This window comes from Halorubrum sp. SD626R, from assembly GCF_001261915.1.
Taxonomy (GTDB): Archaea; Halobacteriota; Halobacteria; order Halobacteriales; family Haloferacaceae; genus Halorubrum.
This window is the reverse complement of sequence record NZ_CVRT01000101.1, coordinates 1-12,201: the sequence shown is the minus strand read 5'-3', so window position 1 is coordinate 12,201 and position 12,201 is coordinate 1. Positions and strand designations below refer to the sequence as shown.

11 protein-coding genes and 5 pseudogenes are annotated in these 12,201 nt (G+C 57.8%); 6 read left to right on the top strand and 10 right to left on the bottom strand.

The genetic code is table 11. From position 1 onward, the window contains the following. Together SD626R_RS10770 and SD626R_RS10765 are read left to right on the top strand one after the other, a co-directional pair. Positions 1 to 239, top strand: a pseudogene (locus SD626R_RS10770) (cytochrome C oxidase subunit I); the annotation flags it as partial. Next, positions 239 to 454, top strand: coding sequence for a CbaC protein (locus SD626R_RS10765; RefSeq protein ID WP_092566359.1), 216 nt, complete (start codon positions 239 to 241; stop codon positions 452 to 454). The pseudogene SD626R_RS10770 and the gene SD626R_RS10765, both read left to right, overlap by 1 nt. Positions 455 to 479: 25 nt before the next feature. Here the strand turns inward: SD626R_RS10765 and SD626R_RS10760 are convergent, their stop codons facing one another. From SD626R_RS10760 to SD626R_RS16850, 3 genes are all read right to left on the bottom strand, one after another. Beyond that, positions 480 to 884 (bottom strand): helix-turn-helix domain-containing protein, encoded by a 405-nt coding sequence (locus tag SD626R_RS10760; protein ID WP_092566358.1) that lies wholly within the window; start codon positions 882 to 884, stop codon positions 480 to 482. Between the two features lie 226 nt (positions 885 to 1,110). Further along, entirely contained in the window at positions 1,111 to 2,169 is a 1,059-nt protein-coding gene (locus tag SD626R_RS10755; protein ID WP_092566357.1) for a sulfite exporter TauE/SafE family protein, read from the bottom strand. Beyond that, positions 2,159 to 2,323, bottom strand: a complete 165-nt coding sequence (locus SD626R_RS16850) for a DUF7512 family protein (RefSeq protein ID WP_176697312.1) — start codon at positions 2,321 to 2,323, stop codon at positions 2,159 to 2,161. The genes SD626R_RS10755 and SD626R_RS16850 overlap by 11 nt, the downstream gene beginning before the upstream one ends. Before the next feature lie 257 nt (positions 2,324 to 2,580). Between SD626R_RS16850 and SD626R_RS17505 the strand changes: the two are divergent. The 4 genes and pseudogenes from SD626R_RS17505 to SD626R_RS10740 all read left to right on the top strand — a co-directional run. Beyond that, positions 2,581 to 2,945: pseudogene (locus SD626R_RS17505) on the top strand (universal stress protein); the annotation flags it as partial. 54 nt (positions 2,946 to 2,999) lie between these two features. Next, positions 3,000 to 3,323, top strand: a pseudogene (locus tag SD626R_RS17500) (hypothetical protein). 93 nt (positions 3,324 to 3,416) lie between these two features. Further along, on the top strand, positions 3,417 to 3,785 hold the full coding sequence (locus tag SD626R_RS10745; RefSeq protein WP_092566362.1) for a hypothetical protein: 369 nt from the start codon (positions 3,417 to 3,419) through the stop codon (positions 3,783 to 3,785). Then, positions 3,782 to 4,351, top strand: coding sequence for a hypothetical protein (locus SD626R_RS10740; protein ID WP_092566356.1), 570 nt, complete (start codon positions 3,782 to 3,784; stop codon positions 4,349 to 4,351). The genes SD626R_RS10745 and SD626R_RS10740 overlap by 4 nt, the downstream gene beginning before the upstream one ends. Before the next feature lie 30 nt (positions 4,352 to 4,381). Here SD626R_RS10740 and SD626R_RS17275 read toward each other — a convergent pair. The 7 genes and pseudogenes from SD626R_RS17275 to SD626R_RS10705 all read right to left on the bottom strand — a co-directional run. Then, positions 4,382 to 4,624, bottom strand: a pseudogene (locus SD626R_RS17275) (ZIP family metal transporter); the annotation flags it as partial. Positions 4,625 to 4,780: 156 nt separating this feature from the next. Then, entirely contained in the window at positions 4,781 to 5,899 is a 1,119-nt protein-coding gene (locus SD626R_RS10730; RefSeq protein WP_092566355.1) for an aminotransferase class V-fold PLP-dependent enzyme, read from the bottom strand. A 17-nt stretch (positions 5,900 to 5,916) separates the two neighbouring features. Further along, the gene (locus SD626R_RS10725; protein WP_241996811.1) at positions 5,917 to 6,255 is read right to left on the bottom strand and encodes a thioredoxin family protein; all 339 of its coding nucleotides are present in this window, start codon (positions 6,253 to 6,255) and stop codon (positions 5,917 to 5,919) included. 119 nt (positions 6,256 to 6,374) lie between these two features. Next, a pseudogene (locus SD626R_RS17495) lies at positions 6,375 to 7,000 on the bottom strand (DUF1641 domain-containing protein). Positions 7,001 to 7,288: 288 nt separating this feature from the next. Next, complete coding sequence (locus tag SD626R_RS10715; RefSeq protein ID WP_092566360.1) at positions 7,289 to 7,510, bottom strand: YgaP family membrane protein; 222 nt, start codon at positions 7,508 to 7,510, stop codon at positions 7,289 to 7,291. Positions 7,511 to 8,053: 543 nt separating this feature from the next. Further along, a complete protein-coding gene (locus SD626R_RS10710; protein ID WP_092566354.1) occupies positions 8,054 to 10,399 on the bottom strand; it encodes an efflux RND transporter permease subunit in 2,346 nt (781 codons plus the stop codon). Then, entirely contained in the window at positions 10,400 to 12,058 is a 1,659-nt protein-coding gene (locus SD626R_RS10705) for a COG1361 S-layer family protein (RefSeq protein WP_092566353.1), read from the bottom strand. Positions 12,059 to 12,201 lie beyond the last annotated feature (143 nt).

Sequence of the window (12,201 nt, the reverse complement as noted above, 5' to 3'; positions counted from 1 at the left end):
ACGACGCGCCGCCGGTGCTCGACAGCCTCCGGCTCTGGGTCGGGATCGCGCTGACCCTCGTCGTCCTCGCGTACGCCCTCCCGCTGGCGGCGATCGTTCAGCGCGGCGGCCTGTTCGGCCCCGGCGTGGGCACGTATCCGGCGTGGCTCGTGCCACTATACGACACGATAGCCGGCGCCGCGACACCCATCATCAGCGCCGTCAACAACGGGATCATCGCGCTCGTCGAGGTGGTCTGATGACCGTCGATGTCAGCCGCGGCGGAGTCCTAGTGACACTTGCGATCTTCGGCGTGATCATCTACGAGTTGCGGACAGTCCTCGATTTCATTGGCGTCGAACTCCCGCTTATCCCTTACATGATCGCTGTCTTCGCCCTTGCCGGCATCCTGTTATGGATCATTACTCTCAAAGGAGGATGGCAAACAGATGACGAGAGGACGGACCCTACGTAGAGATCTGGGAGTATAAAAACGACAACTAGCTTTCGGCAGGAGGGGCCGCAGTTTCTGACTGTTCGTACTTATTTTCAAACTCTTGAATAAGCTGGCCCATCTTCGCATACCAGTCGTTGAGCAGACGCTGCATGTCATCGGCAATTTTAGAGGGGTCAGACGGCGAGTAGACGTGATAGTAGCCACCCTGGTCGTAGTTGATCTGGTCTTTTTCGATGAAGCCGGTCTGTAGCAGCCGTTGGACAGCACGGTAAGCCGTGGACCGTTCACGATCGACTGCGTCGGCGATCTCGTCGACAGTTAACGGTTCTTCGGTCTCAACAAGCGCCTGAAAGCACTCCTTATCAAGTTCTTTGAGGCCGTGAAAGCATTCTAATAGCCCCTCGCATTCCATGTCCCGGCGAAGCTGTTCAGACATCGAGTCTGGCATTGTTATCGGTACCATATTGGTACTGAGATAATAAAAGACTTTTGTATAGTTCGCACAATTTTGCGGAGAACCGAGAGAGGTGATTGATATCCTACTCCGAGTGAACGCAATCGAACCCCGAGCGGTGGGAGTTCTATAAATACGAGATGAGAAGCTACTCGTCACTTAATATATCTGAGAGTAAACAACAGATAGCTCGGCTGGCAGCGGGTTAGCACAAAACGGATTAGTCGGTGATTGTGACTCCCTGACGATGCGTCTGACGGAGCGTCAAAATCGTCGTGTAGAGAATCGCGAAGGCGACGACAATCGCCGCGCCGATAACCAGCACTAGTCCGAGCAGCTCAAGCGTCGAGTTTCCGAGGTAAGAGCCGATTTCACCGATACCCACTGCGACGGCACCGATCAAGAGCATCCCACCGAAGTAGATCTTGATACCGTCAGCATCGACAACAGCAGTCGCGGCTGAACCGATTCGCGCACCGAGTGCGCTCCCGAACAACAGCGGGACGACAATGCCAAGGTTCACGCCGCCGCCCTGTCCATAGAGGTAACTCCCAAGACCGCCAGAAAAGACGATCTCGAACAGGTCAGTACCAACAGCGACGGGCACAGGGACCCCGATAGCGTAGATCATTGCCGGCATCCGGATGAACCCGCCACCGACGCCGAGCAATCCGGACAAGAGACCGGTCACGAAGGCGACGATCGTAATAACCCATACAGAAACGCGGACATCACCACGGAGCGTCACCATCGGTGGAATGCGGACAGTCTCTTGGATCGTTTTCGCGATCTCGGGGATTTCGTACTCGTCGAGGTCCTTGTCACCCGGCTTGTGATCAACACCGCCTCCGCCGCCAGCATGCAGGGCATCACGGGTAACCATCGCGCCGACGCCGCCGAGCAGAATGACGTATGCAACGCTGATGACTCCATCGGCTAGTCCTATCGATTCAAGATAATAGACAGTGACACGCCCCGCTTCGATACCGATGGTTGTTCCGGTGATCATGATGGCGCCGAGCTTGTAATCCACTTGCCCGAGGTCATGGTGTTTTAGGGTCGCGATGACCGCCGTCCCGAAAACGAACGCCATTCCGCTTCCAACCGCGACAGGTGCCGGGTAGTCCAACATCAACAGCGCAGGGGTTACGAGGAACGACCCACCCATGCCGAAGAAGCCGAACAAGACCCCGACGACGAGTCCGAATCCGACAAACAGCGCGAGCATCTCTGGGCCCGTCCCGAACACACCGGGGCCGTTAAGAAGACTACTGAGCACTCGATTCACCCCCTACCAAGAGGTCTATGAGGTAGGATCCGACAAGCCGTTCGAGACCGCCATAGCCGGCGTACAGTACAAACGCCTCCAGTAGGATCGCGCCGATAAGCATCGCAGTCTGCGGATCCCAAGTGGGTATCTCTAGTCCCGCCATTGGTTCACCCTCTGATCTCCGCATTTAGTATTTTGCTTTTCGCACATTTCTGTTCAGTTTCTTCTACCCACCTCATGCGTATAACGGTTTTGGGATATCTACACAATACTATATTCCGGTAACCTCGGTTGGAGTATCGATAACTTATGAAGAAGATACGGAGCGTGCCCTCGAAAACCAGTTGCTTCGCACCGTCGTCGCCTAATCTGTTGTCTCTCGAATAAGTTGAGATGCTATCCACTCGCGAACTATTTCACCTAGGCCGCATCGGTGTCCGAACATCCCGCCTCGCCACTATCGTCTCAGCAAACGTCCGCGCCGAAATGCCTAGCGTCGGGTTCAATAAGCGCTGCCAACGGGCACTCGATCAGGTATCGAGCGGTAATCGAGGCAGCAGGGTTCGATGTCAAGGCGCATGTCGTTCGGAGGACCCCACACCGGCGCCTGAACGGTATCGCTGAGACCGATCATCCCAACCTGTTGATGGTGAGTTCGTAGGGGCAGAGCCTACTGAAGATCCGAGTGATCGGCTCAACTGCGCAACCTCGCGCGGACAGCCGGCGTTCCGTTGTTAGTCAACCGCATCGAGCGGGCGGCAGACGGACCAGACATCCGACGGCAACGAGCAACCGACCCGGCGACGACCGATACCGACGAAGCCACAGAGTGACCCGTAATGTCTGATACTGAGCCCCTCTACAACGTTCGTGACTAAACCGGGATCCCGAGTGCACATCGATCGACGACGTGGTCGATCTCGTGGTTCAACGGGTGCAGAACCCGCGAACCGAACACGAGGATGCGCATTTCGACAGGACGATGACAACCGGTAGTGATACCTACGTACCGATCCCGTCGGCACAGTCATCTACCGCATCCTCGTCGACGACGAGCCGTTTCGGACCGCTACAAACTGGCTTGAGATGCACAACGTCGACGGCATTCGGATCGGGACCGCTGCCGGTTCCTCAAGGAGATGAACGCACAGGACGACGGCTGAGACTGGCGGGATAGTTCCGTCAGGGGTCTGATGTGCACGCTCTATGAATATGACAAAATGTTTATCAATCTATGTGCAGAACGTGCACATAGAATAAGCGCAAGCGACGATCCGCGACGGGTCCATTTCCAGTCGCCGGAGTATCTCGTCGACAGGCTGGATGCGATCGCGGAGCTCTACGATACGGATCGGACGGATCTGCTCATCGAGGCGATGCGTGAGTATATCGAAGACACCGCCGATAGCGAGACGTTTCAGGAGTTGGTCGCGACGAAGTACTACGACGACCAGCTTGAGTTCGAGACAGTCAAGCAGCTGGTCGGCGCCGAGACTGCCCAGCGACTCCGTCTTCTCAAAACGGAGCTCGAAGACGAGCCACTCGATCTCGCTGCGCCCAACAACATCGACGTCTACGATGGCGACGCGACGACGGTTAAGCCCGCAGTCGAGGACGAGCGATGAGCGGCCGGCGGTTGCGAATGGCCGTTGCCGACACCAGCGCGCTCATTAGTCTCGCCGTTCCCCGAGCCGACGCGGCCATCAACACTGACATCCCGGATCCGTTCCAGTATCTGTTCACCTCGTGTGAGGTGTTCGTGCCGCCAGAAGTCGTTACAGAGCTCCACGATATCACGCAGTATCAGGATATCCACGCCACGGCTGCGAACAACGTCCTCGCGGCCCGTAGCTACTACACAGTCGAGGACCCCTACAAGCATGAGGATACACCGGACTCTCGACCGATGTTCGGGCTCGACGACGGCGAAACCGACGGCATCGTCCTCGCAAACGACCTCGATGTTGACAGCTTTCTCACTGACGAGTTCGGCGGGACGGACTTCCCACTGATTCACGCCGTGTTACAGGGCCCGCAGATCGTCCCGACGCCGCGGCTCATCGTCGACTACGCTCGGAACGGCCATCTGAGCTCCGAAGAGGCTCGGGCACTGATCACGACGATTAGCCCGCATCGGAGCTGGGAGACCAGTCCGTACGTCACGCAATTGATCCACCGACTCGACGAGTAACCGGCCTCCAAGTAGCGACGCCGACCACCCAACGCCGGCGACTCCGCCCGCAACGAGTAGGGCTGGAAAGCCGGTGGAGGCAGCCAACCCCTCGGAAATGAGGCCGAACCCGGAAGCGGCGAACATGATTCCGGATGCGAGTCCCCAGAGAGCGACGTTCCAGCGGTCGCTGATGTCCCCGAAAAGAAAGAACGGGAAGGCCCCGAGCCCCGTTGCCAGCGCAGTCACGAGTCCGGCGACGAACACGAACGCGAGAGCTGGACCGGTCGTCATCTTGCCATCCTCAGCGGCGTTCCGTACGGATCCTTGCGTAAAAACAGCTGTCGGCACCCGCGACAAGAAAGAGAGATCGACCGACCGGCCCCGGCCAGTCGCACCGGCCGCGTAGGCGAGTCCCGGGACCCATCTGACTGCGTTCGACCCTGCCACTCAGCCCCATTCTGAGTTCAGCGCCTCGAGCAGTCGATCGATCTCCTGGCGAGTGTTAACGGCGTGGACCGACGCCCCGATGGCCTCCGGCTCTGGGAGCGTACGGACGACGATGCCGTCAGCAGCCAGCTGCTCGACTGTCGCCACGGGGTCGTCGACGGCGATGGTCACGAGGCCCGACTCTGGATTGGCTGGGCTCAGGAGTCGCTCGCCGGGGACGCCGTCGGTCACCCGCCCCGCCAACCCCTGGATCCGGTCCGCGATACGGTCGACGCCGACCTCGTCGATCACGTTGATGGCCTCTGCAAGTGCCACGTGTGGGGCCGGGCTGGCCGAGCCAACCTCAAACCGCCGTGCCCCCGCCGCGAATTCGTAGGGGTCCGCCGTCGGTGTCTCGACGCTCCGGTAGCCAACCGTGGCGGGTGTGAGGGACTCCGCCGTGTCACGGTCGACGTAGAGGAACCCGCCGCCCCACAGCCCCAGCAGCCACTTGTGGCCGGCCGCAGCAACGGCGTCCGCACCCCACTCGTTGACATCCATCGGGAGCTGGCCCGGCACCTGCACGGCGTCGACCAGTGTGAGCGCGCCGGCCTCGTGTGCGATGTCGACGAGGTCGGCGACCGGCAGCTGCGTCCCGTGGGTCCACGTCACCGCGCTGAAACACACCAGGCGCGCGTCGTCGACAGCCGTGGCGAAGGCATTGGGGTCGACGCGGCCGTCATCGGTCTCGACGACCCGAACCTCGACACCCGCTTGCTTCAGGCGCTGCCACGGGAGTACGCCGGCGGGGTGCTCGAGGTCGGTTCGGACGACGACATCGCCGGGGCTCCAGTCGATTGCGTTCGCGATGGCGTTGATACCTGCAGTCGTGCTCTCGGTAAGCGCGATCTCATCGTCATCTGCACCGACGAACCGGGCGACGTGGCCCCGCACCTGGTCGTACGTGTCGAACGCCACCTCGTAGGGGCCCTTCTGGGCGTTCGCCTCGTACTCGTGGGAGCGAACGAACTCGTCGGCAGCGTCAACGACGTACCGTGGACTCGGGCCGTGGGCACCGAAGTTCAGGTAGATGTCTTCGTGCAGTGCGGGCGTGTCAGCCCGAAGTTCGGTAGGAGTCATTAGTCGTTCTCTCGGTATTAGTCGCTGTACGTCGCGATCAATTCACGCAGTGACTGTTCGGTTTGCCCACCTCGGAGCTGTTTCACCGGCTGGCCATCCACGAACAGAACGAACGTGGGAGTACTCTGGGCACCAAACTCGATTGCGATTTCGAGGTGAGACTCGATATCGATCGTCGCGACCGCTGCATCCGTGTCCGCTGCAATCGTTTCGAGCAGCGGCTTCATCCGCTGGCACGTACCACACCACTCCGTGTAGAACTCCACGAGAGTGACGTCGGTCTCTCCGACGACCGATTCGATGTCGTCATCCCCAAGCGAAATCACACTGTTCGTCTCCGCTATCTGAGTTGCCATTATAGACGCTACGTGCCGTGAGTTTAATAGTCTTGGGTCTACTACACAATATTAAACTGAGGGAGAAAGTGTGCGATCGGGAAAAAGTCCGCCAGCGAGGGTGAGCCACCAGTTGTCCGTTACTGGAATTCGTCGTTAGTCCATTCCCGTCCCATCGCGCCTGCCAGCCCAAGCAGGTATCCGAGTCTGTACTGGACATCAGGGTCACATAGGCCGCAGAACAAGCCGACAGCTCCAGCCTTCTCTGGCGGTTCCTGTTCCGCCTTACCGACGCTCGACAGCAGCGTTTCGATATCATAACGAGTGGCATCGTCTGACGCGGCTCGTGCGACCTCGCCGAGCGCGGCGCCCGCCCCGGCCAGTGACGTGACCATCTCGTCATCGAGCGCCGCAGTCCCTAACGACGCGACCTCGGCAAGTTCAGCCAGTAGTCAAGTGTTCCGGTTTGCTGAAAGACGAGCAGCGTATCTAGCGCTTCTCAAGGTTCGTCGCCATTCTCACCAACAGCCTCGGCTAATGCCACGGCTTTGTCAGTTGCTATCCTGTCTGCAGACTCCACGAGAATCGATCCGGTAGTCAAGAGATTGCGGACCATTTCGTCGGAAATCGCGCTCATCCCGAGCGAAAAGCCCTCCAGCAGCGCCTTGACAGCGTCGAGATGCTCCGCGAACTCGGCGACTGCCTCAGGGTTCTGTTCGATCGCAGTCTCAAGATCAGTTGGCTCGGATGCCGCTCTTTCGGATATGGTCAGAGCGACCCTCGCGCAGTCAGCCAGTAGGATTCGTTACACGCCAGCTTTGACCAGTGCAGTTTCTGTTCGGAGTATAGTTCTGTATTGAGTTTCACTGATTACACCGATTTGGAATACACGATGCGGTGGTCGGTAGCGCGAAGTAGCCGTTTCCATATCACACTACAGGGAACAATTCACCAGTGCCAATCCGAATTTCCGGAGTTTCACATTAGAGATCTGCTAAAGCTGGCTCTACCAGTCCATATCGAGAGCCGGTATTGTGGAACTGTCCTATCGCTATCAGAGGCGCGACGTATCAATGCCCAACAGGCGGTACAGGAGGCACACACGAACGAAACCAGTGCCAGCAAGAATGAGGCCCGCTATGGACAGCGCTGCACCGATCATCGTCCCGAATCCAATGAGACCGCCGAGTGTCGCCAAGCCGATTAGCCCGACCACTAACCCGACAACGATCCGAGTCCGGCTGTCTTTCACACCAATATTGCTTTTTATACCCATAACTATACAATACATCTCCCTAATTCTTTCTCGACGAACAACTGCTGCCTGAAACGTTTCGCTGTCAAATCCGCCGTGTTGCCGGGAGAGTACTGATCGACTTGGGCTGCCACGCACCGCAAAGATGCGTGTAAACAGCTACATTAACACTATGACGGTAGACGCGTATTCCCGTGGTAACTTCCCCGTCGACGCGACAACTTCTACAAGTAGACCATCTGGTATCTCGGAGGATATCGGCACACTAGGACACCTCAGCAACCATGACCTTCCCTCAGTCTACAGGACATTTTCGTATCCCTGCGAATACATTGCGACTAAGATCACCAATATCCAGTCGTACGTCGATCTTAGCGTGGACATGACTGCGAGATACGTATCGACCGCGTGGCCGTTTTCGAAGGTGCGGGTAAATTGAGGGATACCAGAACATCTCTCAAGCGACATTCACACATATTGACGGCGCGTAGTACTCAACTGGTTCCTCAATATACAATCACACTCTGGTGAGTGCGATTCAGCCGGAAGAAACGGGGATTTCTATTATTTGTTCGTCATACTTTGCTCGGTGGCATTTTTATTTTCAGAGACAGATGACCTGAGCGTCAGCACAGCTGGAAGGATACCGAAGGCCGTCGCGAGCGACAGTCCAATCGCCAACACGGTCGTCACCCCGAAGTTTGCAAGCACCGGGAATCGCGAGACGATTAGGATACCGAATCCAAAGATCGTGGTGAAACTAGACCCAATAATCGGCCTAGAGAGCTTGGCGACCGATGTGGCCGCAGCCCCAAGCGGCGGTCTGTCATGAGTCTCCGTTTCGAAGACAAACCGCTCGTAAATGTGGATTCCATATGTCACGCCGATTCCGAGCGTGAGTGACGACATCGTGATAGTAAGGGGATTCCACGGGACAGAGAGCAGGTACATACCTCCGGCGACAAGGAGCGCCGCACTGCCAGCGACACTGATGACAATGATCGCGGACACTCGAACTGACCGGAACGCAAACGAAAGGAACACGAATCCGAGCGCGAACGAGATAATGGTCATCGGTGTCAGACCTGCCGTAACGTTCTCGATCACGTTCCGATTAAGAACTGGTTTCCCAGTGATGCGAATATCATGGGCTCCGGTAAGCGCAAGATTTGCATTCCCCTCAAACTCGTCGATTAGGGTTCGGACCTCCTCGCCTTCCACGTCATCAACATAGAAAGTCAGGAGGACGCGTGACGGCGTCTCCGTCGGATCTCGAACGGCCATCATCCCCGACCCAGTTTGTTGTGCCAACGTCGTGTCGAGTTGGTTACGAGTTTTTGGGATCGAGCCATCATTGGCCATCTGGACAGCTAACACCGGACTTTGAACCGCATTTACCTGATTGTTTGCCAGCATGAGCTGTTGGTATCTATCCAATTCACGGAATGTTTCCGGTGAATATGCCTTCTCGGCACTAACACTGACATACATTACCTTCGGACTGTCGACGGTGTCAGACAGCCGATCCATATCGTTCTTCGCGTCAAGGTCCTGAGGCCAGAAGTCCATCATCTCCTGGTTCGGTTCCACCTGTGGGTACGCATACGCGCCACCGGTGACCAATAGGAGGGCGACGAACAGCGTCAGAAGCGGTCGTCCCCCGGTGACGATGCTGGTAAACCGTTCGGAGCCGGTCTCTAGCCAATCGTTCGAGGTTGAGGTCGCGTCGTCTGAGCTCTGTTGAGAATACCCATCGCGATCGAAGCGGACGAGGAGCGCAGGGAGGAGCGTAACCGACAGCGCCATTGACGCCAACACAGCGGTCGCGCTCGTTATCCCAAACTGTCGGACAGGAGGCACACTTGACACTAGGAGAGACCCCAGTCCGATTACAGTCGCACCCATGGCAATAAGTAGGGCACGGCCTGTAGTTCGCGTGGCGACCGCTGCAGCAGTTTCGGGCGAACACCCAGCCTCGCGCTCCTCGACGTACCGCGAGTGGATCTGCAGCCCATAGTCGATTCCTAGCCCGAGCGCGATGGGCATAACGCCGAGCATAATCGCGTTGAAATTGAATCCGAACACACCCATCGCACCGATCATGTACAACAGCGCGACCATCGCCGTACCAAGTGGAAGGAACACATGCCAGCCCCGCTCCACTTTCGCGCGCATCACCAAGTAGACTACAGTGAAAATGAGCGCGAACGCCCCGGCGAACAGAGTGATCATCTCAGGCAACATGAGTCCAAACGCGGCGTTCTCGAAGACAGGTTGTCCGGTGATAGTGGTCGTCATGCCGGGCGGTAACGGTGCGAGATCGGTCTCTGTCTGTACCCTGTTGTAAATGATGTCAGAGTCCCGCTGTGGGAGGAACGCACCCCTGTCGAACGTATCGACATTACCGTAGCTCGCGAGGATGATCGTCGTGCCGGACTCAGGCTCCAGCCGATCAACCATTGCGGCCGACTCTGGACCCTGTCCGCGCACCCTCGTGATCGCCCGTTCGACTCCCGCTTCGGTCTGTGGGATCTCGCCGCCGTTCCCTTGACGAACGACATCTGCCAATGAAGTGACCGTGGTCGTCTCGTCGATGTTTTCGGTGTATCGCCTGTCGAGCCTGTTGATCGCTCGGATCGTCTCGGGGTCGTGAAGCTCGCCGGACTCCACGATGACGAACACGTTGTTGCCCGTTTCGAAGTCCTCTTTGAGCGTCTCCCAGTCGGTTGCCGTCTGGGAGTCGTCCTCAATGTACAGGGTCATTCCCATGCTCATCTGGATCCCCGCAACCCCGACACTGACCGCGATGAGCGCTGTCACAAGCACGACGACGATCGTCTTGAGCTGATTTCGCGCAGCGTACCGCCCCGCGTGTTCTAATCCATCTTGGATCCGTTCTCCCGCGTTCATTTACCCGAGGTACTGCCGCAGTCGGTCGCGCTTGAACACGATCCCAGCCCCGAGCAGGACCGGCACGCCGATTGCTGTCAGGACGAGTGGAGTTGAGGGCCCGCTCGGCTCAGTCACTTCGACCGTAGCTGGCCGGATATCGGAGACGACCGTCTCATCGAACGGGTTGTCGTACTTGATCGTGGTATCAAGGGTGTAGGATTTCGGCGTTGCCGCCTCACCCGCCGTGAGCGTGTACGAGACTGTCGCCCGCTCGCCCGGTGACAGCTCGCCGATGTACGCCGTATCGTCATCGGTCTCAAACGGTGAGTCTGCGTTGATTCGAACGACTGCATCTTTGAAGCCACTCTCGCCAGTATTCTCGACGGTTAATTCAATCCGCTCGGTCGCGCCCGCCTCGATTTGGGCGGTGTCGACCACGGTGAACTGCCGCTCAGGGCCGACCGAGACATCTGCGTTCAGTGGGTCGCTGCGGATGGTGTTTCCGTAGTCGTCATCGTGCGCGACGGTAATCGGGAGCGAGTACGACTGCGCGAGTGCACGGTCAGACACTTCCATTTTGATTTCGGTAGTCGCCGACTCGCCGGGCTCAAGTGTCCCGAGCTGTCCACCATTCGACAGCGGAGCAAACGGTTGATTCGGCTCGGCGAACACGCGTGCGTTCGTCGCGGCGACATCGCCCGTATTCGTCACAGTAACGCGCGCTGCCCCGGTCGAATCGACGTAGAGCGAACGCGATTCGACTGACACGTTGTACTGCGGGCCCTCTGCCACGCCGACGCTCCCGTATCGGATCGAGGATTCACTTGGCTGTCCATTCGCGTCCTCGTATGCCGCACGGAACCCGACGGCGTACGACCCAGCAGATTCAACTCCACGGACTACGGTCTGGAAGGTGGCGTTGCGCGTGTCACCGGGGGCGACGGTACCGAGTGCAGCCCGGTTGCTCTGCGGTTCGAAGTGGGGTGAGCCGACCAGCGAGAGCGTCGCATCGGACATCGCCTCGCTGCCGGTGTTACGCACGGTCACCGCAACATCACCCTCGGCGTTCTTATAAATATCGTCACCGCGCATATCGACGACTGTCAGCTGTCCGTGCGGCTCAACGCGAATTGTGACGCTTGTCTCTTCGGTCCCAGTGTTCCGGTTAACGGTATAGTCGTCTCTGTCGACAAAGATATCACGGATATACGAAAACTCGAGATTCATTGGCACCGTGTACGTCCCCGGCTCAGCCGACTCATCTACCTCGATGGTGAGTGGAACCCGCGTAGTACTGCCGGTTCGCACCGTTCCGACACTCTGTTTTCCCATCTTCAAGTCAATCGGGATCCCCTCGTCGTCGTACGCAACGGTCGTCCCAGTCGCAGCTCCGATTTGGACTCCGTGTGCCTGAACGACTCGTGAGACGTCCTCTATCGCCCGATCAGAATCAGTAACTCCATCATGGCGGTTCTGAACTGCAATCGTCAAGGTCGTGGTCTCACCCGGCGTTACGGTGTTACTCCCAGCGACTGTCGCGTCGAGTTCTGGAACTGACTCCTCGCTAAATCGCTCTGCGGCCGTTCCTGAAACGCCGACTCCCACCGAGCCGATGAGTAGCAGTACGATTCCCACGACGGCTGCCTTTCGAATCAACCCAGCTGTTTCGTATTTCATGTCGTGTGCAATTTACACAATTCTATCTCAAAAGCGTTTGGATCTGATTATGGGCAGTGTTCAGACAAGGATGAAAAATGAAGCGTGTGGCTCTGTTGAAATCCTATTCTTCAGATATATTCTCACCTGAAACAGCCGGTCGA